Source organism: [Clostridium] clostridioforme AGR2157, assembly GCF_000424325.1.
In the GTDB taxonomy this organism is placed as follows: Bacteria; Bacillota; Clostridia; order Lachnospirales; family Lachnospiraceae; genus Enterocloster; species Enterocloster clostridioformis_A.
The window spans coordinates 13,284-36,492 of the sequence record NZ_AUJR01000044.1; the positions used below are offsets into that span (position 1 = coordinate 13,284).

Below are 23,209 nucleotides of genomic sequence, written 5' to 3' on the forward strand. Positions count from 1 at the left end.
CATTCCCCGCTGCAACCGCTGACAGATAAGTGATTCTATCTGCTGCCTTTATTCAAGATGTGGAAGAATCTTTTCAACATCTGTATGAGGACGTGGAATAACGTGGGTAGATACAACCTCTCCAACTGCTGCCGCAGAAGCCGCTCCGGCGTCGGTAGCTGCCTTAACCGCACCAACGTCACCTCTTACCATGACGGTAACAAGTCCTGAACCAATCTTCTCATATCCCACCAGTGAAACATTGGCTGCCTTGACCATGGCATCCGCTGCTTCGATTGCACCCACTAAGCCTTTTGTTTCGACCATACCTAATGCATCTGCATTCATATTAGAACCTCCTTAATTGATTCACATTCTCCAGACCGGTCTTACTAGATGTACGGAGTTGTTGTAGACTTCGGTTCAGCCCCCAATGCCCCCAGCATCTTCTTTCCGGCTTCAATGGAAGCCTTCACTGCCTGGCGAACGGCTCCTGAATCACCGGTAAATGTAAGGATAACCTCGTTGGAATAGCTGGTGCCGCAGGACGGTGAGCAGTATCCTACCACCTCCACATTAGCTGCCTTCACTGCAATATCTGCCAGAACCGTGCCGATTGCGGCCGGGCCTGCACATGTCATGCCGAATGCCCTTCCAACCGGTGCGCCCAGCGCCTTTTCCAGACAGTAGCTGGCTCTTGCGGTATACTGGAACTCCAGATGACCTGCATCGTTTCCATATACATCGCCGAAATATTTCGGAAGGACCTGAAGGGCGATCTCAACTGCTCTTCTTGCATCCGACACATCATCTGCACCAATATATATCAAACTGCCGTGTCCGGCCCCGCCTTTTGTATCTCTGGGAAGCTCCACAGAGATAATCTCGGTGTTGGTTGCCTTTACAGCCTCGTCAACCGCCCAAATCTGAGGACCGGCGCCGACTCTTCCGCCTACAATACCGATGGAACGGTATTTGCCTAATTTCATTACATCTACCAGAAGGGGGTCCACACTGGCAATCACAAGTCCGATTGTATCTCCGATTGCTGTTCCTACAAACTCGGTCAGTCCGATATTGCTGCCGCAGCATTCTTCCTTTGGCGCCTCTCCCCTGCATTCCTCCTGCTTGATGCCAAGCTCGTCAGAAACCTGCTTCATTACCTTCTCAATTAACTGCTGATCCATTCTTCTTCCTCCATTCTAAAATCGTGTCTAACCGCCAATGATACATTGAAAACCATAACTCTCCACCACTGTCCTGCATTCCTCCAAATCCTCCGGAGCCAGCGGTTTGACCTGCTTCATCGTATAGTCCTGGCCTAACAATCCATACTTGTTCTCGCCAAAGGAATGGTACGGCAGCAGATGTATGGTCCGTATGCCCACCAGAGTTCTGGCAAACTCCGAAATTGCCTTAATGGCCTCCACCGAGTAATTAAAGCCCGGTATCACAGGAACACGGATTACGGTATTGGATATTTTACAGATTTCGGGAGCATTTTTAATGACCGGTTCATTGCCAATGCCTGTAAACTTTTTATGCTGCCCGCTGTCCATGTGCTTGATATCCAGAAGCACCGTATCCACATAAGGAATTACCTTTTCAATGGCTTCCCTGCTTCCCGCGCCTGTGGTTTCAATGGCAGTGTGCCATCCCTGACCCTTGCACGCCTGCAGTAGTTCAGAAGCAAATTCATACTGTACCAGCGGTTCACCGCCTGACAGGGTGATGCCTCCGCCGGAACGCCTGTAGGTAGTGGCATCCTTCTTCAGCTCCCGGATTACCTGCTGGATTGACATTGTCTTTCCTTTAAGCACCAGAGCGCCCGCAGGACATGCGTTGGCACACTCACCGCATCCGCTGCACAGCTCCCTGTTGACCCAATTTTTATGTTCCGGGCTGATTGCCCCCCTCCTGCAGGCCGTCATACAACGGCCACAATGGAGGCAATCATCTGCTTTATACATGATAACTGGCTTGATACTTTGGGATTCAGGATTACTGCACCACTTGCAGGAGAGAGGACAGCCCTTTAAAAACACGATTGTCCGGATACCCGGCCCGTCATGCAGGGAAAACCTTTGTATGTCGAACACGGTTCCTGTTAAATTATAATTGATTGAATCCACGCCGAACTCCCTTCACTGTATTATGCTGAAACCCCGCTATAAAGTCTGTTCTGTACGGCTGATAATATCATCCTGAACTTCTTTTGCCAGAACGGTAAACTGCGCGCTGTATCCTGCGACGCGGACCACCAGGTCCTTGTAATCCTCAGGCCGCTCCTGGGCGGCAAGCAATGTTGCCCTGTCAATTACGTTAAACTGCACATGCATGCCTTTGTGGTCAAAATAGGAACGCACAATGGATGCGAAGCGCTTCAGTCCCTCGTCTCCTGCAAGTGCGGAAGGAAGGAACTTCTGGTTGTACAGAGTACCGTTGGAATAGTTTGCATGGTCCAGTTTAGCCACGGACATGGCTGCTGCTGTCGGCCCGTTGGTATCCTTGCCCTGTCTTGGGGATACGCCGTCGGCCAAAGGAGCCTTGGCAAGTCTGCCGTCCGGAAGGGCGCCTACGTCCTTTCCAAATAATACATTGGCTGATACAGGATAGCAGCCTGCCTGGAACTGTCCGCCGCGCGGATTCTTATACTTCTCTACCTCGTAGGAATAAATCTGTCCGCAGCGCCTTGCAATCATATCCACCTCATCATCATCGTTCCCGAACCAGGGCGTATTCTCCATCAGTCTCTTAATATGTGCATAATCAGCATTCACGCAGGCTGCTTCTGTCTTGGCCGGCTCTGCCGCTGACGGCCAGCGGCATGCCTGCGTTGGCGCGGACAGCTGTGCCTGAAGGTCTGCCAGATTGATGGAACCGTTATTGCTCAGAATCCGTTTCACTGCCTCGTAAATCTTCGCCTCATCCGTACAAGCATCAGCCGCGGGTGCAAAAGCATTGCATGCATAGCCGAAGTTATTGGCCAGGGCCTCCTTTAACTGGGCCATGGTCACTTCCTTGCTCTCAAATACATGTTTCTTGATAGCACACAGGGAATCGCCGGAATCAGCTACGCCAAATGCCTGCGGTCCTGTAAAGTTATAGATTGCTCCGCCCTCCTGAACGCTCTTTCCTCTTCCGATACAGTCATCAACCAGTGCTGACAGGAAGGGGAGAGGGGCTCTCTCTGCATGTGCGTAGTCAACACAGTTGTCAGCTTCGGCCAGATGATATACGAAATATTCCATCTGTTTTTTGTATGCCGCAAAGATATCCTCCAGGCTGTTAAAGGACGTGATATCACCTGTCTGCGGTCCCAGCTGCTTGTCGCCCACCTTGCCGTTATTCAGGGTGATTTCCAGGACCTTGGCAATATTAAAGAATGCGGCATCATGCCATCCCTCTGTCTTATGCGGGCACTGAGGCTCCACGCAGCCGATGATACAATAGCTTCTGGCATCCGCCAGGGATATGCCTCTGTTGCACAATGCGGGGATGATGACTTCGTCGTTATACATGGCCGGCACGCCCAGTCCAAGACGGGTCACTTCACACGCCCTGTAGAGGAATTCATCCGGTGTGTTCTGGTGAACACGGATGGAGAAGGACGGCGCGGGCAGTGCCACATGGGCAACTGCTTCCATACACATGTAGGAAACTTCGTTGGTTGCGTCCAGTCCGTCTTCTGTCTGACCGCCTACAATCAGGTTCTGGAACACTGCGTATCCTGCAAATGCCTGGGCGGACACCTCGTCGCGTGTCTTGTTGACGTCATTTAACTTAACCCAGATGCAGTCTACCAGTTCCTGTGCAAATTCCTTGGAAATATTCTTGTCTGCCGCCAGATGCGGATACATGTACTGGTCAAAACGTCCTGGTGAAATAGAATGTCCGTTGGCTTCAATCTGAAGGAGAATCTGAACAAACCAGAATGCCTGGCATGCCTCGTAGAAATTGGCCGCACCTCTTTCAGGAACTCTGTCACAGTTGGCGGCAATCTGAAGCAGCTCGGCTTTTCTTACCGGGTCCGGGCAGGACGCTGCCATTTCCCCTGCCTTCGCAGCATAGCGGTGCGCAAAGTTGATGGCTGCTGTATATGTAATCACAAGAGCCTCGTAAAAGTTTTTCTTTTTAATATATTCCGGGTCGCTGGTGTCCAGCTTATCCATTGCTTCAATCACCTGTTTGATGATTCCTGTAAAACCAATGGTCAGGACCTTGCCGTAGTCCACGCACACATGTCCTACGCCGCCGTAGAAATAATTGCCTACTGTAAATACTCCGTTGGCAATGCAGTCCTTTGTCTCCTGAGACATATAGGAGTCGGCTAAAGCGCTGGTGGTCTTTCCTTCCCAGTATTTGAACGCTTCATGCAGTTCTGCCGCGGTCTCTTTTGGTATCTGGAAGGGATCCGCCATTCTGGTGCCCATTGTCTCAAATTCCTTCTCAACCCAGTCATAAGAAAATTCAGGACAAATCTCTGTTGAACGCAGATTCTTTGTAATTGCGCCTACAATCAGCTCATCATCATGAATGGTAATGGGAAGATTGTTGAAAATCTTTTCAGCCGCCTTGGCACGGCGCATAATAGGAGACAGCCCCTCTGTCTCTTTGTAGGACTCTGTTACGAGAACCGCCCTCTCAGACTCAACATACGGAGTTGCATCCACTATTGCTCTCTTAAGACGTTTCACTCTTTCGGTTGGTTCTGTAAACCCCTTTGCTATCATACAAATATCCTCCTTTATTTTGTTTTCTATTTATGGTTTCCGGTTTCCAAGAATGCCCTGCCCACTTCCCCCAGGGCGTTCCTCCTCCTCATAATATCCTATGGAGGCGAAAAATAAGACATATTATTAAAACGTAAAAAAAGTAAAATACAAACTTTCTGTGTATTTGGCGCCTGCCATTTTCACTACAAGGCCGTGACGCCCAACAGCTTCAGAAACCCTCTCAGAATCTCTACATTTCCCGGCCATGCAGGGGATGTTACCAGATTATCACAAATCACCGCCTCGTACGGCTCCTTTTCCATAAAAATGCCTCCCGCAGCCAGCACCTCCGGACGTACTGCCGGATACGCCGTGACCTGTTTTCCCTTCATCACTCCTGCCGCAGTCAGAATCTGTACCCCATGACAGATAGCCGCAACCGGTTTTTTCAGATCCATAAAATAATGTACCATGTCCAGTACCCTTGGATTCAGTCTTAGATACTCCGGCGCCCTTCCGCCTGTAAGGAACAGTCCGTCATACTGCTCCAGCTTCAGGTACTGGAACGAAGCGTTGAGCACAAAATTATGGCCCGGCTTTTCAGAATAGGTCTGGTCACCTTCAAAATCATGGATAGCCGTCCTTATGACATCGCCCGCCTCTTTGTCCGGGCAGACCACATCCACCTCCACTCCAGCTACCTGCAAGGCCTGGTACGGAACCATTACCTCATAGTCCTCCGTGTAGTCACCTGCCAGCATCAACACCCGTTTCATCTGTTTCCTCCTCTTTCTCCCACGGCATCACATCTCCCTCTTCCCTCAGGTAATTCAGGATATCACCCACTCCTTCGCCGGTCACGGAGCTGACATAGAATATTTTTTTGCAGCCCGTAAGCTCCAGCCACATGGCAGCCAGGTCCGGCCTGGCATCCGGCTGGTCAATCTGAGTCACGATTCCTATGACCTCCCTGGTTGCCATGGACACAATATGGGGGCTGTATAATGAATAATCCTCAATGGCGCTTATCAGCAGTCCCACGACATCCGCCTCATAAGAGTACAGGATCAGCGCTCTTGCCAGTGTTTTGTTCTCCGCATATTCCCCCGGTGTGTCAATAATCACATCATAATTATTAATGTACTGGGTCTTATGGTATGTTATCCTCCGGCCCTTCATGGCCTGTGTCAGCGTTGTCTTTCCCGCGCCGCTGCGGCCCACCAGCATGATTTTCTTCATGTTCCATCCCTCCCTGCTTACTGTCATGGAATCAGGCCTTTGTTACCCTGCACACAGTAAAGCCCAGTTCAGACGACGTATACTCCAGAATCCGCTCAAACGCAATATTGACATCAGAAATGGTTCCCGTGATGATGAGCGTGCCGCTGAACCGGTCGATAAAACCAATCTGTATGGCAGATGCCTTGATGGCCAGGTCCGCGGTTATGATCGCTGTCTCACTGGGAGTAAGGGTCAGCACTCCAATGGCTGACCGGTGATAATCAACCCTTGGGTCCAGTCCCAATTTTCTGTAAATAACCTCATCCGGGCTGGCTATAATATGAGCCATGGTAATCTGTTTGCCTGGTACCGATTCCTGTATGATTCGCATTAAATCTCCCTGGCTGACCTTCCAGTCTTTTATTTCCATTTATCCCCATCACCTTTCCGACTTTATTTTTATATTGTAACATCACGCAAAGAGTTTCCCTTAGTAATAGACAAACTGATTTATTGTATTATCCAGACCTTTCTCTTGGAACGGTCAAGTTTGGATAATACCGTTTTTTAGACTGGCCATTCATTGTACGGGATGTCTTTTTTCTTTATAATGAATGAGAAAGGGTGCTTAATGATATACGAAGGGAGATATATATGACGCTGTTAGAACAAATAAAAGAAGCGGGGATCGTCGGGTGCGGCGGAGCCGGTTTCCCTGCCCATGTCAAGCTGAACTGTACCGTGGAATATCTCATTGTCAATGCCGCCGAATGTGAGCCGCTTCTGCGGACCGACCGCTGGCTCATGATTCACAAAGCAAAAGAGATTGTTGCCGCCGCCGGCATGATTGGCGACATGGTGCAGGCAGGAAAACGATATATTGCACTGAAGGAAACATATTCCGAGGAAATTGCTTCCCTGGAGGCCGCTATTAAAGAGCTTGGCAGTTCTGTCAGGCTTTACCGGATGAAAAACTTTTATCCGGCCGGCGATGAGCAGATCATGGTCTGCGATATCACGGGCCGTACGGTTCCTCCTTCCGGAATCCCCCTTGATGTGGGAGCCGTTGTCTCCAATCTGGCCACAGTCCACTCCATTTTCAATGCTGCCCAGGGGCAGCCCTTTACTGAAAAATATCTGACTGTCACAGGCACCGTCGGAGCCCCATGCATTGTCCGCGCCCCCCTGGGAACACCCTTTACAGAGTGCCTTTCCCTGGCAGGAGGAAGTCTGCTTTCTTCCTATCACGTAATCGCCGGAGGACCCATGATGGGAAAATGTTATGATATGAAAGAAGCCGCCGGACTGGCTGTCACAAAAACCACATCCGGTTATATCATTGTGGCTGATGATATCCCCCTGGTAAAACAGCATGATATTCCGGTATCTGTTACCCTGAAACGGGCTAAAATGTGCTGCATCCAATGTTCCTGCTGCACTCAGATGTGTCCGCGTCACCTTACGGGCCACCCCATAAAGCCCCACATGATCATGCGAAGGCTGGCATATGCCCAGTCTCCCCAGGATGTGCTGGAGGACGAGAATGTAAAACAGGCCATGATATGCAGTGAATGCGGCTTATGTGAAACCTATGCCTGTCCCATGGGCCTTCAGCCCCGCCAGGTCAATATCTATATCAAGAATCTGCTCCGGCAGAATAAGTTCCGCTACCAAAAGCCTTCCGGAACCTTCACACAGCTGGAAGAGCGAAACTGGAGGAAAGCGCCGTCTAAGCGCATGGCGATCCGTCTGGGCGTTGACCAGTATTACGACTATCACATTGACCGTTTGGTGACCGCAGAGCCCGATTTTGTGCGTATTTCCCTCAGGCAGCACATCGGGGCGCCAAGCGTGCCCAAGGTACAGCCCGGCGACAAAGTTGCGTGCGGTCAGCTGATTGGCGCGATCCCTGAACAGGCACTGGGGGCCAACATCCACGCAAGCATATCCGGAACTGTTGCCCAAGTCACTGAAACTGAAATTGTCATCTCTGCTGACAGGCAGTAATATAGGAGGAACATCGTATGATTACCATCGGTTTTTTAGAGTTAAACAGCATAGCCAAAGGTATCCAGGCGGCGGATATGATGCTTAAGGCGGCGGAAATCAGGCTTGTCTCTGCAAGACCCAGCTGTCCGGGTAAGTATCAGATATTAATAACAGGGGAGGTCTCGGCCGTGGAATCGGCTTTAAGAACCGGCGGGGAAAGTGCAAAAGCCAATGTGGTGGACCGCCTTCTCATTCCCAGGGTGCATCCCCAGGTGATTGAGGCCATCAACATGTCCTCCATGCCTTCCAGCCTGAAAGCCCTGGGTATCCTGGAATTCTTCTCTGTCACAGGCGCTATCATTGCAGCCGATGCAGCTGCCAAAGCAGCCAGTGTTTCCCTGATTGAGATTCGTCTGGGCACCGGCATCGGAGGAAAATCCTTTGTCACCTTTACAGGGGATGTGGGTGCAGTGGAAGAAAGTGTGAAGGCAGGGGCAAAAACAGCAGAAACCAACGGTACCCTGGTGGAGAAGGTCGTGATTGCACATCCGGACAGGGAACTGTACCGCAGCCTGCTCTGATAAGGAGGTAAAACCATGAATGATACATACGCAGCAAAGGAAATAACAGCTGCCCTGTTAGACGTTCTGAAGCCTCAGGGCTTATGTCTGAAGGAAGCTCTGCGGCTGATTGAAAAAGCCGAGAAAATGGCTGAAAGCATCCATGTCCCCATGGTCATCACAGTGGTGGACCAGGGAGGAAATATGGTTGCCATGCATCGGATGGATGATTCCCTCCTGGCCAGCATTTCCATATCATATTCAAAGGCATACACGGCAGCAGCCCTTCGCGTTCCGACCGAGGACGCTGCCAGGGATATCCTGCCGGGACAGCCTTTATACGGCCTCCAGCAGACTCATCCTGGCAGGTTCTGTATCTTCGGCGGAGGACTCCCCATTATGAAGAACGGAAGCTTAATCGGCGGCCTGGGAGTATCCGGCGGTACCGTGGAACAGGATATGGCCGTGGCCAGATATGCATTATTAGCGGACTAATCCATTATAATTAACCATATAAAAAGACAGGAAACTCTGAAGCCTTCAGATGTCTCCTGTCTTTCCCGTTTCCGGTCTTACATAAGGCTTTGTATACGGCCTTTTATGCGGCCATTGGAAGCCTTATATCCAGTTATTCCTGCCCTTCCTTCTTCTCCTTATTGGGAATGTAATAACAGTTGGGGCATTCATCCGGATCCTTCTCCGCCTTCTTATTTTGATAGATGCAGCTTGGACAATCGTCCGGAGTCTCTTCTATCTTATCCGTCTTGTAAAAATTGCCGGAATATTTTTTATCGCTCATACCGTTGCCTCCTTAAAAACGTGGTGTATTTCTCCTCTATTTATGATATCATTATAACAGAAATCATCATGCATATAAAGGAGGAATCAAGATTGAACCGAATCATTGGAAAAAAAGCTCCTGATTTTCATTTAAAAGCGGTCTCCGGGGATGGAGAAGATTTTTTTGACGTAAGCCTTGATACCTATAAAGGCCATTGGCTGGTCCTGTTCTTCTATCCTATGGACTTTACATTTGTCTGCCCTACTGAGCTCACTTCCTTCAGCAATGACCTGCCTCTGTTTGAAGATGCTGACGCCAGACTGCTTGCCGTCAGCACAGACAGTGAGTATACCCATCAGGCATGGATTAGAAACGGCCTGGGCCGGATTGGATATCCACTGGGCGCTGATAAGACCCTGTCCATGTCTGCTGGCTACGGCGTTCTTCTGGAAGACCAGGGTGTTGCACTGCGGGGCCTGTTCATCATTGACCCGGACCAGATAATCCGCTACAGCGTAATTCATGACAATAATATTGGCAGAAACACCCAGGAGGTTCTGCGCGTTTTAAAGGCGCTGCAGACAGGTTCGCTCTGCGGGGCTAACTGGACCATTGGAAGCCAGCCTCTGAAAGAGGACAGCCCCTCTCTCCCTGATGCCTTCTCTACTGACAAAACGGTGAGGATTTATACCCTTCCCGGCTGTTCCTACTGCCGCCAGGTCAAGGAATTCTTATCCGACAGAGGAATTTCCTACGAGGAAATCAATCTGGAAAACGACGCGGTAGGACAGGCCTTCATGGATAGCCGGGGCTATACAGCCCTTCCTGTAACCGTCATTGGCAGCCATGAGATATCCGGGTTCCGTCTGGATAAAATCAGGGAGCTTCTGCTTTAAACGCTGAAGAATCCGCTTCCAAACAGTATATTTATAATAAAAGTAAAGACAAAGATAGTAAAGGCCGGAGGGTCTATATGGGTGTCGCAGCAGCTGTTAAATGTCTTGCCCACAAAATCACCGAACAGTGAGGCCAGTATTCCAAATACAATACCCATAACGGGATTTTGGGAGGAAACTGCTGCCAATGCAGAAATCAGCGCAATGTGATGGGTTGCCGGCATGGCAAATCCAGTCTGGGCAAAAATCAGAGAAACAGCTGCTATTCCGAAACAGAGTACCGGATAGCTGCCTATGGCTGCCGCTGATGCCCCGCCATCCAGAAGCTCCTGATACACAAAACCGGTTGTGGTTCCCAGCCCCAGACCAAGGATTACATTACAGAGCATTCCCTTGCCGCCGGTAAAATACTCCCTGGACTCACCAGGCGCAGCCTTTCCTATAAGGCCGCTGGAGCCAAACACCAGGCGGGCAATGACGGCTGACAAGATGACGGTAAATCCGGGAAGATCTGTATTCAGGTGAAGAACCGACCCAATCAGATAATGAATGAGAAAACCTATTATGCCAAACACACCGCCTACCAGCAGTGTGGCAGGGTCTGCCAGTCCATTAAGACAAGACAGGATATCAGTTCCGCTGCCCAGCTTCTTTGTCCTGCCTGCGTAGGCGGATGCCGCCACGCCGCCGGCAAAGGCGATATGGGGACCAAGATAGGATCCAAAGGCAATAAATCCCACTGTCATGTCTGCGCCTCCTGCCATGGCTGCCACCGACCCTGCAATAGCAATTACGCCGGTCAATATAAATGCAGGAAGCGCTCCCATATATGCTCCTATGATTCCTCCCCCAAATGATGCTACTAATGCAAACAAATTCATATGCTTGTATTCTCCCTTCTCTTTTTTAATCTGCCTTCAGGCAGTCCCCTTATATGTCTCCTTCCCTCCTTTTCCTGCAATTTTGTTATAATGATTTTAACATCCAAAGTGCTGTTTTTCCTTATCCTATTCATACGAAAAACAGGTATTTTCAAGACATCTTCCTTCATTTATCCCAAAAACGGACAGCAAAAAGCCGGTGTACATGTCTCAAAATTACATGTACACCGGCTTCTCACCATTCAGATATACTATTTCACTAACGCAAGTGTTTCCCTTGCAATTGCCAGCTCCTCGTTGGTAGGAATAACCAGTACGCTTACCTTGGAATCAGGAGTCGAAATCACGATTTCCTGTCCTCTCTTTGAATTGGCCTCGTCGTCAATTTCAATTCCCAGGAATGCAAGATATTCGCACACTTTCTTCCTGGTAATCTTGTCGTTCTCGCCTACGCCTGCGGTGAACGCAATGGCGTCCACGCCGCTCATTGCGGCCGCGTATGCTCCCACGTATTTAGCTACCCGGTAGGCAAATGATTCCAGTGCGACTTCTGCTTTCTTATTGCCGTCATTTGCAGCGTTCTCCACATCGCGGAAATCGCTGGAAACACCGGACATACCGTATACGCCGGACTTCTTGTTCAGTACGTTTAACATCTGGTCAATGTCCATATTCTCTTTGTGCATGATGAACTGCAGGGCACCCGGATCTACATCGCCGCTTCTGGTTCCCATCACAAGACCCTCTAATGGAGTCAGTCCCATGCTGGTGTCCACGGATTTTCCGTTGAGGACAGCCGAAATGCTGGAGCCGTTGCCCAGGTGGCAAACCACTGTTTTAAGGGAATCATAAGGACGTCCAAGGACCTCTGCCGTTCTCTTTGACACATAGCTGTGGCTTGTCCCGTGGAAGCCGTATCTTCTCACCTTGTATTTCTCATAATACTCGTAAGGAAGTCCATACAGGTATGCCTTCTCCGGCATGGTCTGATGGAAGGCTGTATCAAATACACCTACCATTGGAGTATTGGGCATCAGTTCCTGGCAGGCACGGATGCCGATCAGGTTAGCAGGATTGTGAAGAGGCGCCAAATCGCTGCACTCCTCAATTGCCTTAACTGCCTCTTCCGTAATCAGGGTAGATGAGGTAAAGGCTTCTCCTCCATGAACGATTCTGTGTCCCACTGCCCCTACTTCGTCCAGGCTCTTAATCACGCCTGTCTTATCATTGGTCAGAGCATCCAGTACCATCTGAATGGCCTTGGTATGGGTAGGCATAGGAGAAACTGTTACTTCCTTTTCTCCGCCTGCCGGCTGATAGGTAATCTGGCTGCCCTCAATACCGATTCTTTCGCAAATTCCCTTTGCAAGCACAGCCTCTGATGCTGAATCAATCAGCTGATACTTTAATGATGAGCTCCCACAGTTAATAACTAATATATTCATTGATATCTCCTCCTCCGGCTTATTCAGCCTGTGCCTGAACAGCCGTAATTGCTACTACACCCACAATATCATCTGCACAACAACCCCTGGACAAATCGTTAACCGGCTTTGCGATTCCCTGGGTAACAGGGCCGTAAGCCTCTGCCTTAGCCAGTCTCTGAACCAGCTTGTATCCGATATTACCGGCATCCAGATCCGGGAACATCAGTACATTTGCCTTGCCTGCCACTTCGCTGCCCGGCGCCTTGGAGGAAGCAACCTTTGGTACAAGGGCTGCATCTAACTGGAGTTCCCCGTCCAGCTTCAGCTCCGGATAAAGCTCTTTTGCGATTCTGGTGGCTTCTACTACTTTGTCCACATCAGGATGCTTTGCAGATCCCTTGGTAGAATGGGACAGCATGGCAACCCTTGCCTCCTTCTGTACCAGCAGTTCAAATGAATCAGCAGATGATTTGGCGATTGCTGCCAGCTCTTCCGGATTCGGATTCTGGTTCAGTCCTGAATCGGCAAAAATAAAAGTTCCCTCTGCTCCGTATTCGCAGTCCGGAACTACCATGAGGAAGAATGCAGATACCAGTTTTGTGCCTGGTTTTGTCTTGACAATCTGCAGGCATGGCCTTAATGTGTCGGCCGTGGAGTGGCAGGCACCGGATACCAATCCGTCTGCATCTCCGTTTTTAATCATAAGACAGCCGTAGTAGGCATAATCGGACAAGATGATCTCCTTTGCCTTTTCCGGTGTCATTCCTTTTGATTTCCTCAGCTCTACAAATAAATCAATATACTCCTGAGTCTTCTCATAGGTCTGAGGATTGATCACTGTTGCTCCTGATACATCCAGTCCCTTGCTGTGGTCGGCAATATCCTCCGGTGTTCCTATAATGATCAGATTGGCGATGTCCTCTTTTAATATCGTTTCGGCCGCCTCCCAGGTTCTCCTGTCCATAGATTCTGGCAGTACTATAGTCTTTTTGTCAGCCCTGGCACGAGCTTTAATTAAATCGATAAATCCCATGATAATTTACCCCTTTCCTTGGTGTATTTAAGCATACGTCTTTATTATATACTGACAGAATTGGAGATACAAGCCGATTTTATCCAAATATTGCACTTTTTCGTATACCTGAGGTCTTTCTGTGTTTATTTTCCACCTTTTCTGCTGTGATAACAGGTGTGAAGCAGTGTCTGTGCCAGCTCGCCCATGGGTTCTCCCAGGAATCTTTCATACAGACGCTTTATTTCCCGGTTATCAAGGGAACTCCTGACCATTCTCTGTTCATCCGCCCGATAGAGAGATTTAATTCTTTCCATTCTCAGCCGGTCCGGAACCGGCAGAACGCCGTTGTCCGGCTGTCCGCCGCCGCTGATACACCCTCCGGGACAGGTCATTACCTCCACAAAATCATAGGAGTCAATGTTCCCTGTCCCAATCAGCTGCTCCGCTGCCCTGGTACCATAGATAACCGCGGCGCGCACATCCCGTCCTCCAAGGGACACCACGGTCTCCTTTACCTGGTCCAGCCCCCTGACAGGCCAGTACTTAAGCAGCAGATCCATTGGCTCCTTTCCGCTTACAACGGAATACGCCATGCGCAGGGCGGCTTCCATGACGCCTCCCGTATTGCCGAAAATCACGCCTGCCCCGCTTCCTTCTCCCATCAGGGAGTCAAAGGGAGATGGGTCCAGGCCGTAAAATTCAATGCCTGATTCCGTAATCCATTCTGCCAGTTCCCTGGTTGTCAGCACATAATCATTATCCATAAGCCCTGGTATGCCCTGGTATATTCCGGAAGAACACAGTTCCTCCCTGGATATCTCAAACTTCTTGGCTGTACAGGGAGCAACCGCGACATTCACAATCCGTCCGGGGTCAATCCCCTGCTCCCGGGCAAAATATGTTTTTATCAGTGCTCCCTGCATGCTGATAGGACTTTTTGCACTGGACAGGCATCCAATCCGATCAGGATGAAATGTTTCCACATACTTTACCCAGGCCGGACAACAGCTTGTAAACTGGGGCAGCGGATGGCTCCCGGTCAGAAAACGCCTGAGAAATTCCGTTCCCTCTTCCATGATTGTCAAATCTGCCGAAAATGCCACGTCCAGTACATAATCCGCCCCCAGCTCCCTGAGGGCCGATACCATACGGCCTTCCACAAAGTCTCCGGGCCGTCCTCCGAAGCACTCCCCCAATCCCACACGAACAGATGGAGCCGTAGAAAAAACAACAATATTCTGCGGGTCATTGATTGCCCGGACCACCTCTCTCCAGTGGCTTTTACCGCGGATTGCCCGCTCCGGACAGACTGCCGCGCACTGCCCGCAGTGGATGCAGGAAAAGGCATCTGCACTGATATCTGCCCATTGCCGGGCAACGCCGATTTCTTCCGAGCACACGGCCAGGCAATGGCTGCAGTCTGCACAGAGGTCCTGATTTTTTTCAATTGAAGGATTATTCAGGGATACGGGAACGCTTTTCATGCACCTGTCACTCATTAAATCCCAGCCCCCTTCTCTTGTCCATTATGACTGCCTCAATCTGATTTGCTGCTTGATCAATCTCAGTTTCCACAAAAAGCTTTCCGCCGGTCATCTCTTCCATTTTATTACAAAGCACATCCATGATAACCGGACTGCCTGTCACAAAGGGCGCCAGGCCCAGATGCAGGTGAAAGCCAAGGGCCAGGGCAAAGGCCCCGTCCGCCAGGGCCTGTTCCTCCAGCCATTGAGGTGCGGAGACCACAACCGGCAGCTGGGGCAAATCCACGCCCAGGGCTCCTGCCAGTTCCCCTGCAACAGCCTCAATCCTGCCGATGGCAAGACAGGGACCGAAATTGAGTACAGGAGGAATGCCAAGATTCTGACACACACCGGATAAGCCCGGGCCGGCCATTCCGGCAGCTTTGCGGCTCATAAGGCCGCAGTTTTCCAGACCTCCGCAGGTACATCCCGCCGACAGCACCAGTATGTCTTTAGCAATCAGTTTTTTTACCAGTTCCACCGTAAATACGTCATGGCCCCTGGCCCTCAGATTGGAGCAGCCCACAACCGCCGCCACTCCCTTTATTCTGCCGGCGGCAATTAAATCCGCCAGAGGAACGAAGCTTCCTCCCAATGCCCCTTTTAAGGTCATTTCCGTAACCCCTGTAATCGCCTCGCCGCATCCGTGCCCTTCCATGGGATTCTGCCGTTTTCCTGTTTTTACACGCCTCGCATAGGATGCAATGGCAGCCGCAATCACATTTATGCTTACATCCTCCCGCTCCGCCGCGCTATATGGCAGGTACCGGGCGCCTTTTTTCTTTGCCACATCATCCAGACAAAGCATGGGGATGGAACGCTTTTCACAGACAGGCTCAATTCCAGGAAGGGAACAGTTGAATTCCGATACCACAAGGTCAATGCAGCCGGTCATCAGTACTGCCTCGCTGCTGTAATTATTGCCTGCATGTCCGCAGAACACATCTTCATAGCGGCGGCCTCTGGCCTGGAAATCCTGCCCCACACAGGTACATCCGACAATCCGGATTCCCCTGGCTCCCGCTTTTTCTGCCATTGCCTTTATCTCAGGACGTTCCAGCAGTTCCGTCAGGCCTGCGAACATGGAGTGCTGATGCCCTGTAACCATGATGTTGATGCATTCCGGGTCAATCACCCGCATCCCCACCGGTTCAAAGCCTAATTCGGGTTCCCCCATCAGGATGTCGTTCAGGCGGTTGACCAGCACAAGTCCATATACTCCTGTGGAAATCCCCAGCCGCAGGCATTGGGCCAGCATGTCCATGGGATCTGAATTCAGATTGGTGGAAGTCTTCAGGACTGCATTAAATATCTCATCCTTGGCTCCCCCCGGAAGAATGCCTGCCTTTTCCCATAACCCGGTCCGCTTTCCATAGGCAAGCTTTTTTGTAAGCTGCATTTTCTCATCACAGGGCCTATGCAAATCCTCCAATACTGCCTCGGCCAGGCAAAGCGCCTTTTCGGAATCATCCGCCCCGTCAATACCCAGCTCACTGCACAGGCGGCGAAGCGCGGAAATCCCCCTCAATGTTCTTCCTGTCAGTGCTGCTGATTTTAATTCTTTGGCTGCCTGTTCCGCCACATGGATGTAGCAGCCTGAACCGGCTGCCACGGAGCGCAGGAAATTCCTTGCCGCTATGGTATCCCTGTCCGCGCCGCATACTCCTTTGGGTCTTGCCTTTGATATGCGGCACGGACCATTTGAACAGAGCCTGCAGCACACCCCATCCAGGCCGAAACCGCATTTTACCTCCTGTTGGACCATTCTGCGGTGGGAATGGTCCTCCGGCACTGATTCCAGAAACTCCTGCAGCTTTTTATCCGCACTGCTGCACATTGTTCTCTCCATATGTCCCTCCTTATGTATTTATATCATATGGATTCATTATAACATCTGGCCAATCAGTGTTATGTGTACAATCCAGACGTAAAACAGGCAATATCCATACCCCACCGTCAAAAACAGCCTTATCCGGAAACGCAAAAAATCCGCAGGGCCGCATCTTCCGGCCTGCGGATTCAGGTATCTGGTGATTAAATTTTCTCGTAACGGTCCACGTTAATCACAAAAATAGTGGCGCCGCCCACATCAACTGTCATGGGCATAGTTGCATAATTTACCATGGTGGTGCCTGATATATAAGGCATGTTAACAGTCAGCTTCTGATGCTGGCCGCACTCCTGCTTAATCACATCAATCACTTCCTGTACCTTATCATCTTCTGCACCAATCATCAATGTTGTATTCCCTTTTTTCAGGAAACCTCCTGTGGTGGAAAGTCTTGTAACACTGTAATGATGCTGGGTCAGCTGGCTTACAACATCATCTTCATTATCATTTCTCACAATTGCATACACTAATTTCATAAGCTGTACCTCCTTGGCGAGTTTATATACGTTAGTATAGCACATTTTCCAGTTAAGATCTGTAATTTTTTTAGCAAATGTTTCTTAAATTCATCAGCTCTGAGCTGCCGGCCTGGTTCCCAGGGTCACCTGCACATCGTGCTCCACATATGCCCCGTCCACCAGGGACTGCACCGTAAGGGTAACGGCTGCGCCGCCCTCATAGTAAGTGAGCATCTGCTTCAGTTCTTCCATACTGGTGACGGACTGTCCGTCAAACTTGGTGATGATATCCTTTTCCTTTAAATCAGAGGATGAGGCTGCTTGGCCCTCCACGATTTTATAGACATAGATTCCTACTGGCATGCCGTATATCTGTGATGTGGCGGCGTCAATGTTGGTACCCTGAATTCCCAGATAGCCCTGAGCGTCCTCGGATACAGCCACACGCGTTTTCTTTGTCATCAGGCTGTTTAAGATGTCCTGGGCCTTGGAAATCGGAATGGCAAAGCCCATTCCCTCCACTGCCGTGGAAGCTGTCTTGGCGGCGTTGATGCCGATGACATTTCCGCTTAAATCAATGAGCGCGCCGCCGCTGTTGCCTGGGTTGATGGCTGCATCTGTCTGGATAAAGGTCCTGTTAATTCCTTTTTCATCTGTGATCTCACGATCCAGGGCGCTTATATATCCCACGGTGACGGACTGGCCGTATCCAAGGGCATTTCCTATGGCGATGACCTGCTGTCCTACCTTGATTTCATCTGAATTGCCCAGGGTCGCCACCTTAATCTTGCTCATGGTGTCGGAAGGGATATCCTTTAACTGCACTGCGATGATTGCCAGGTCAGATGCTGAATCCGTTCCCTTCACCGCGGCGCTCACATCCTTGTTGTCAACAAATGTAACCTTTAAATCGGAAGCTCCATCCACCACATGGTTATTGGTGGCAATGAGAAGTTCCGTGTCGGTCTGGTTCACGATGATGCCGGAACCGCTGCTCTGCGCCGTGTAGGTCTGCGGCATTCCGAAGAAATCCCGCTGCTCCACAGTCATGGTGTCATTGATGGCCACAATGGACGGCATGGCGTTTTCCACGATGCCTGACACGTCGGTGACAGCGGATACTGCCGTGGCGCCCTGGTTTCCGGATGCCTGTGCATTGACCGGGGCTGCCTGCCCTATCTGGTTCTGCGCCTGTGTCTCAGCCAATGTGCCCGCGGTTCCATATGCGCCTGTGAGCCTGTTTCCCAGGTAATTCACACCTGTCATGACTCCGCCTGATACGGTTCCGAAGAGGACCGCTGCTGCCGTGATTCCTGCCACCCTCTTGGCATAGCGTCCTATGTTGGAATCATTCCGGCGCTTACCGCCGCCGCCCTGATATCCTTGATAGGAATTCCCGCCATAGTAGTCCTGGCGGCGGGCCTGGCTGCCGTATGGGCTGAATCCGGCATCTGCTCCCTGTGTATTCTGGCCCTGTGTATTCTGGCCCTGTGTATTCTGTCTCTGCTGGCTCCTCCCATCACCCGGGGTAGTCCAGTTTACGGTTGTCTCAGGTACATCCCTGTGTTCCATATTTTCATTTCCCAAGCCATTCATATTCTTATTTTCATTCTCGTACATAGCAAAGTCTCCTTTCATACTTTTCTCTGTTTTATTTAACTGTAAGGGCTGTTTCTTAATTGCTCTTGCTTTTTACAATTATTAATATAGCCGTCATTTATGGTGGAATTGTGAAACGATTGTGGAGAATCTGTGTTCTAATTATTATAGATTTATAAACTGAAGATTAACAAATGCCGTCTGGACGGAATGGATGTTTGCAGATATAATGGATATGATAAAATAAACTGAGAAAAAATCAGGACAGGGGTACAGAAACTTGGGACAGCCAGTAAAGTTGAAGCAGCCGGCAAAGGTAATCGGCATCATTGCCGAGTACAACCCGTTTCACGGCGGACATAAATTTCAAATGGAAGAAGCAAAAAAACGGACCGGGGCAGACTGGTGCATCGCTGCCATGAGCGGCGATTTTGTGCAGAGGGGGGAACCTGCGGTCTACAGCAAATATCTGCGCGCCAGAATGGCCCTTTCCTGCGGCGCGGACCTGGTGGTGGAGCTTCCCTCCGCCTTTGCAGTCAGCAGTGCAGAGGATTTTGCTGCCTGCGGCGTGGCCCTGCTCACAGGACTTGGGGCAGTGGATGTCCTGTGCTTTGGCAGCGAGGACGGGGATATCCGCAGGATTTGGACGGCTGCCGGTATCCTGGCACAGGAAGGCGGGGACTTCTCCTCACTGCTAAGCCTTGGACTGCGAAGCGGCCTCAGCTGGCCCCAGGCCCGCAACCAGGCCCTGCTTGAGATGGCGGACAGAGATAAGGATTTTCCTCTAAAGAGAGAAGAAATGGACAAACTCCTGGGCTCCCCCAACAATCTTCTGGGAATCGAGTACTGCAAGGCCATCCTGCGCCAGGACAGTCCGCTTATTCCGCTGACCATCCGCCGCCAGGGGCAGGGATACCACGATGAAGGTCTGGAGGGCGGACAGGCTTCCGCCTCAGCCATCCGGCGGATACTTAAAACCGGGGAGCCATCCGGGAATACGGACCTGCCTTCATATGCAAAACTGACTCCTGCCGCCAGGACGCACATTCCTCCGGCAATCTGGCCCCTGTACGGCCAGGAACCCTCCCTGGAGGCCAACGACCTGTCAGAGATACTGAACTTCCGTCTTCTGTCCCTGAAGCGGGAAGGAACGGATTATACGCAATACGGGGATATGTCGGCGGAAATGGCGCGCCGGCTGGACAACTGCCTTCTCCAACAGGTCAGCTGGGAAGGCCGGATTGAACAGCTTAAGACACGCCAGTATACCTATACCCGGATCAGCCGCGCCCTTCTTCACATGGTGCTGGGCCTGACCGCCGCCAGGGTACAGTCCTACAAAGAGGCCGGCCCTGCCCCCTATGCCAGAATCCTGGGGTTTCGCAAGGAATCCCGGGAGCTGCTGGCCCTGGTAAAGCAGCAAACCTCCATCCCCCTGATTACCAAGACAGCCGACGCCTCACACATCCTCACAGGAACAGCCCTGGACATGTTCTCACAGGACATCTACGCCTCCCATATCCGTCAGGCCCTGCTTTCAAAAAAACTGGGAAAGCCGGTTCGGAATGAATATAACCAGCCGATTTGTATTTTATGATATGATTTGTTTTTATGATATGAAAAGCAAAATGACAGGTCCGCGGATGCAATCCATGGCTGCGGACCTGTCATTTTATTTTCATATATCAGTTGTCTTTTATCTCTTCGCCGGACTCCCATAGCTCCGGGGCCAGCAGTTTAACCACAGTGGGCTTCACATGCAGGAAATCCGACAGCTCACGTAGCTGGGGGCCATTGTTCCGTTTCTTCCCCTGACGCACAGCCCGAATCAATATATTCTTTGGCGTATGCTCCATATCAATAAATTCCAGAATCTGGGTCCGGTATCCCCTGTATTCCAGGACCTGGGCGCGGATGGCATCTGTGTAAAGGGCTGCCATGCGCTCTTTTATCAGGCCGTATTGCAGTACCGGCTTAAGAAGGCTGTTTTCCATCTGCCCGTTGAGCTCATGCTGGCAGCAGGGAACCGACAAAATGACCCTGGCTCCCCAGTTCACTGCCTTTTCCAGGGCGTAATCCGTGGCCAGATCGCAGGCGTGGAGGGTGACCACCATATCCACCTTCTCCACGCCCTCAAAGGAGGCAATGTCCCCATGGCGGAAGGAAAGTCCCTCGTATCCATACTGCCGTCCAAGGCGGCTGCAATGCTCTATGACATCCTCCTTAAGGTCCAGGCCGATGATCCGCACCGGATATCCCTTCAGTTCCTTCAGATAATAATACATGGCAAAGGTGAGGTAGGATTTGCCGCATCCAAAATCAATAATGGTGGTCTCCCGGTCCTGGTCCAGGTTGGGAAGGATATCCTCAATGAACTCCAGGAAACGGTTTATCTGCCTGTATTTGTCATAGCGGCTGTTCACCACCCTGCCCTCTTTTGTCATAACGCCCAAATCCACCAGAAAGGGAACCGGGATTCCCTCTTCCAGGATATAGTGCTTCTTCCGGTTATGGGGCAGAAAGCCGGGAGAGCCTGATTCCCCAGCCGGTTGAATCCTGACAGACCGGGGATACCGTTTCACCTTCACTGTCACCTTTCCCTTCTTGCTTACCAGAATAAGGGCCTTTCCAAGGCCGGATGTAATCTCCGCCTGGCGGAATGCCCCTTCCAAAAGCCCTGTGACATAGTCTGCCGCCTCGTCTTTGTCCAGATTGCGGTGAAATGCCTGCTTTCCCGCCTGTTCTTCCGCCTGGAATACCAGCCTGCCCTTCATGAACAGGGGACGGATTCTGGACCTGGAGATTTTGCCGCTGTCCGTGGGGTTGCTCATGAGAATCCGCTCCAGAGATTCATTTAAGAACAGCTCCAGTGCCTGTTTGATTTCTTTACATTCTTCCTGATTCATGTCCAGCTCCTAATCCAGAAGTTTCTTTGCAAGGGCGGGGAGCTGGCTTAATGACTCGATGGAGCCAACCGGCCGCTCTGCCCTGCCAAAACCATATGCCGCGTGTACAAAGGGAATCCCGGCCACACCCGCCGCTTCCTCATCCATGTGGGTATCGCCCACATAAAAACAGCGTTCCAGATGATTTCTCTGCACTACCATGCGGATGTTATCTCCCTTTGGAAGGCCGGTATTGCCGTAGCACTCAATATCGCGGACATATTCCCGCAGGCTGCAGCTCTTTAGCAGCACCTCAATATATCCGCTCTGGCAGTTGCTGACAATATAAAGGCCATACTGGCGGCTGAGGCGCGCCATGATTTCCCCTGCCTCCGGATACAGGACTCCGGGATGGGACAGCAGGTAATGGTTCTCATAGGTCATGCACTCCTCCATCACCTTCCTGCACTTCTCCTGGGCCAGCCCCGGAAACAATGTCTTTCCAATATCCATCATGGTCTTTCCCATATTGTCATACATATCCTGAGCCGTAATCCTGACTCCTAAATGGGGATAACGGGCCAGCACCTCATTCCAGGATTCAGCCACCTGGGCAGCCGAATCCCAGAGCGTACCGTCCACGTCAAACAATATCCCTTTATTCATACCCACTACCATCCCTTTCCCATTCATATTCGCAGGCTTTGACTCTGAAACCATACAGCAGTCCTTCTGCATCCTTAATTTTCAGTACTGACCCATCCCTTTCGCAGCAAATCCGGATAGGGCTCCAGATGGGCATAATCGTTGAAGCGCTCCAATGTAAAACGGCCGGATGCCCCATCCCAGTTAAGCTCCGTGATGCTGCAGTTTTCCAGGTTCTTTCCGAGGATTCTCCATTTATTCATGGGAATTCCCAGGTAATGGGCTGTCATAGAACGGATGACGCCTCCGTGGGTCACCACAGCAATGCGCTCATAGCCGCTTTCTGTCATTTCCCTGAACACAGGTTGTGCGCGCCGGACCACATCCCCGGCGCATTCACCGCCAGGATAAGGCAGGTCCTCCTCCATAAGGGCCTGCTGCACCTTGAAATCCCTGTACTTCACCGCAATGTCCCGGTCTTCCATGCCTTCCATATGGCCAAAGGATATCTCCCTCAGCTCCGGCCGTATGATATGCTCCACATTCCAGTAGAGATTGGCTGCCTGAGCCGTTTCCACGGCCCGCAGCAGATTGCTGGAATACACCACCTGTATATTTTCATGAAACAGGCGCTCTCCTAAGAGAGACGCCTGCCTGTATCCTTCTTCACTTAAATCCACATCCACGTTGCACAGCTTGCTGCACTGCCTGCCGTGGCGTATCAAAAAAATCTTCATCTGTCTG

At 50.9% G+C, this 23,209-nt stretch carries 24 protein-coding genes and 1 pseudogene; 6 read left to right on the plus strand and 19 right to left on the minus strand.

All coding sequences use genetic code 11. From position 1 onward, the window contains the following. Positions 1 to 48: 48 nt before the first annotated feature. The 7 genes from pduA to G614_RS0117630 form a co-directional block, all read right to left on the minus strand. Positions 49 to 327, minus strand: coding sequence for a propanediol utilization microcompartment protein PduA (pduA, locus tag G614_RS0117600; RefSeq protein ID WP_002583259.1), 279 nt, complete (start codon positions 325 to 327; stop codon positions 49 to 51). A 44-nt stretch (positions 328 to 371) separates the two neighbouring features. Then, positions 372 to 1,166: a propanediol utilization microcompartment protein PduB gene (pduB, locus tag G614_RS0117605; protein WP_027643003.1), complete on the minus strand. Its 795-nt coding sequence runs from the start codon at positions 1,164 to 1,166 to the stop codon at positions 372 to 374. Between the two features lie 27 nt (positions 1,167 to 1,193). Continuing rightward, the gene (locus tag G614_RS0117610) at positions 1,194 to 2,111 is read right to left on the minus strand and encodes a glycyl-radical enzyme activating protein (protein ID WP_027643004.1); all 918 of its coding nucleotides are present in this window, start codon (positions 2,109 to 2,111) and stop codon (positions 1,194 to 1,196) included. A 36-nt stretch (positions 2,112 to 2,147) separates the two neighbouring features. Beyond that, positions 2,148 to 4,712 (minus strand): glycyl radical protein, encoded by a 2,565-nt coding sequence (locus G614_RS0117615; protein WP_027643005.1) that lies wholly within the window; start codon positions 4,710 to 4,712, stop codon positions 2,148 to 2,150. 185 nt (positions 4,713 to 4,897) lie between these two features. Beyond that, complete coding sequence (locus G614_RS0117620) at positions 4,898 to 5,470, minus strand: DJ-1/PfpI family protein (protein ID WP_027643006.1); 573 nt, start codon at positions 5,468 to 5,470, stop codon at positions 4,898 to 4,900. Continuing rightward, positions 5,442 to 5,933, minus strand: coding sequence for a EutP/PduV family microcompartment system protein (locus G614_RS0117625; RefSeq protein ID WP_027643007.1), 492 nt, complete (start codon positions 5,931 to 5,933; stop codon positions 5,442 to 5,444). Before G614_RS0117625 ends, G614_RS0117620 begins: the two co-directional genes overlap by 29 nt. Before the next feature lie 31 nt (positions 5,934 to 5,964). Further along, positions 5,965 to 6,345: a BMC domain-containing protein gene (locus G614_RS0117630; RefSeq protein ID WP_027643008.1), complete on the minus strand. Its 381-nt coding sequence runs from the start codon at positions 6,343 to 6,345 to the stop codon at positions 5,965 to 5,967. 224 nt (positions 6,346 to 6,569) lie between these two features. On the opposite strand from G614_RS0117630, the gene G614_RS0117635 reads away from it, so the two are divergent. From G614_RS0117635 to G614_RS0117645, 3 genes are read left to right on the plus strand one after another with little or no spacing between them, the layout of a single operon-like run. After that, positions 6,570 to 7,922 (plus strand): 4Fe-4S dicluster domain-containing protein, encoded by a 1,353-nt coding sequence (locus tag G614_RS0117635; RefSeq protein WP_027643009.1) that lies wholly within the window; start codon positions 6,570 to 6,572, stop codon positions 7,920 to 7,922. A gap of 17 nt (positions 7,923 to 7,939) precedes the next feature. Then, positions 7,940 to 8,485: a BMC domain-containing protein gene (locus tag G614_RS0117640; protein ID WP_027643010.1), complete on the plus strand. Its 546-nt coding sequence runs from the start codon at positions 7,940 to 7,942 to the stop codon at positions 8,483 to 8,485. Positions 8,486 to 8,500: 15 nt separating this feature from the next. After that, the gene (locus G614_RS0117645; protein ID WP_027643011.1) at positions 8,501 to 8,959 is read left to right on the plus strand and encodes a GlcG/HbpS family heme-binding protein; all 459 of its coding nucleotides are present in this window, start codon (positions 8,501 to 8,503) and stop codon (positions 8,957 to 8,959) included. A 133-nt stretch (positions 8,960 to 9,092) separates the two neighbouring features. On the opposite strand, the gene G614_RS31995 is transcribed toward G614_RS0117645, so the two are convergent. After that, positions 9,093 to 9,263, minus strand: a complete 171-nt coding sequence (locus tag G614_RS31995) for a hypothetical protein (RefSeq protein WP_166430221.1) — start codon at positions 9,261 to 9,263, stop codon at positions 9,093 to 9,095. A 92-nt stretch (positions 9,264 to 9,355) separates the two neighbouring features. Here G614_RS31995 and G614_RS0117655 point away from each other — a divergent pair. Together G614_RS0117655 and G614_RS35075 are read left to right on the plus strand one after the other, a co-directional pair. Beyond that, positions 9,356 to 9,874, plus strand: a pseudogene (locus G614_RS0117655) (peroxiredoxin); the annotation flags it as partial. A gap of 48 nt (positions 9,875 to 9,922) precedes the next feature. After that, positions 9,923 to 10,141 carry a glutaredoxin family protein gene (locus G614_RS35075; protein WP_420341530.1) on the plus strand — a complete coding sequence of 73 codons (219 nt, stop codon included), beginning with the start codon at positions 9,923 to 9,925 and terminating at the stop codon, positions 10,139 to 10,141. Here G614_RS35075 and G614_RS0117660 read toward each other — a convergent pair. From G614_RS0117660 to G614_RS0117695, 8 genes are all read right to left on the minus strand, one after another. Next, on the minus strand, positions 10,138 to 10,968 hold the full coding sequence (locus tag G614_RS0117660; protein ID WP_027643013.1) for a hypothetical protein: 831 nt from the start codon (positions 10,966 to 10,968) through the stop codon (positions 10,138 to 10,140). The genes G614_RS35075 and G614_RS0117660 overlap by 4 nt on opposite strands. A 50-nt stretch (positions 10,969 to 11,018) precedes the next feature. Continuing rightward, a complete protein-coding gene (locus G614_RS31400; protein WP_155245073.1) occupies positions 11,019 to 11,177 on the minus strand; it encodes a hypothetical protein in 159 nt (52 codons plus the stop codon). Positions 11,178 to 11,273: 96 nt separating this feature from the next. Further along, complete coding sequence (locus G614_RS0117670; protein WP_027643014.1) at positions 11,274 to 12,467, minus strand: acetate kinase; 1,194 nt, start codon at positions 12,465 to 12,467, stop codon at positions 11,274 to 11,276. Between the two features lie 19 nt (positions 12,468 to 12,486). After that, the gene (gene pta / locus G614_RS0117675; protein ID WP_027643015.1) at positions 12,487 to 13,482 is read right to left on the minus strand and encodes a phosphate acetyltransferase; all 996 of its coding nucleotides are present in this window, start codon (positions 13,480 to 13,482) and stop codon (positions 12,487 to 12,489) included. A gap of 125 nt (positions 13,483 to 13,607) precedes the next feature. Next, positions 13,608 to 14,963, minus strand: a complete 1,356-nt coding sequence (locus G614_RS0117680; RefSeq protein WP_027643016.1) for a [FeFe] hydrogenase, group A — start codon at positions 14,961 to 14,963, stop codon at positions 13,608 to 13,610. Further along, positions 14,956 to 16,836 carry an anaerobic carbon-monoxide dehydrogenase catalytic subunit gene (cooS, locus tag G614_RS0117685; RefSeq protein ID WP_027643017.1) on the minus strand — a complete coding sequence of 627 codons (1,881 nt, stop codon included), beginning with the start codon at positions 16,834 to 16,836 and terminating at the stop codon, positions 14,956 to 14,958. Before cooS ends, G614_RS0117680 begins: the two co-directional genes overlap by 8 nt. 185 nt (positions 16,837 to 17,021) lie before the next feature. Then, complete coding sequence (locus G614_RS0117690; protein ID WP_002564328.1) at positions 17,022 to 17,354, minus strand: cyclic-di-AMP receptor; 333 nt, start codon at positions 17,352 to 17,354, stop codon at positions 17,022 to 17,024. 93 nt (positions 17,355 to 17,447) lie between these two features. Beyond that, entirely contained in the window at positions 17,448 to 18,956 is a 1,509-nt protein-coding gene (locus G614_RS0117695; protein ID WP_027643018.1) for a S1C family serine protease, read from the minus strand. A gap of 259 nt (positions 18,957 to 19,215) precedes the next feature. Here G614_RS0117695 and G614_RS0117700 point away from each other — a divergent pair, with 259 nt between their 5' ends. Then, on the plus strand, positions 19,216 to 20,532 hold the full coding sequence (locus G614_RS0117700) for a nucleotidyltransferase family protein (RefSeq protein ID WP_027643019.1): 1,317 nt from the start codon (positions 19,216 to 19,218) through the stop codon (positions 20,530 to 20,532). An 88-nt stretch (positions 20,533 to 20,620) separates the two neighbouring features. Here the strand turns inward: G614_RS0117700 and G614_RS0117705 are convergent, their stop codons facing one another. Genes G614_RS0117705 through G614_RS0117715 form a run of 3 tightly spaced genes read right to left on the minus strand, consistent with a single transcriptional unit; the run spans position 20,621 to position 23,202 of the window. Beyond that, positions 20,621 to 21,841, minus strand: coding sequence for a class I SAM-dependent methyltransferase (locus G614_RS0117705; RefSeq protein ID WP_027643020.1), 1,221 nt, complete (start codon positions 21,839 to 21,841; stop codon positions 20,621 to 20,623). Between the two features lie 9 nt (positions 21,842 to 21,850). Further along, complete coding sequence (locus G614_RS0117710; RefSeq protein ID WP_049948079.1) at positions 21,851 to 22,540, minus strand: HAD family hydrolase; 690 nt, start codon at positions 22,538 to 22,540, stop codon at positions 21,851 to 21,853. Between the two features lie 20 nt (positions 22,541 to 22,560). Further along, entirely contained in the window at positions 22,561 to 23,202 is a 642-nt protein-coding gene (locus G614_RS0117715) for a histidine phosphatase family protein (RefSeq protein WP_027643022.1), read from the minus strand. Positions 23,203 to 23,209 lie beyond the last annotated feature (7 nt).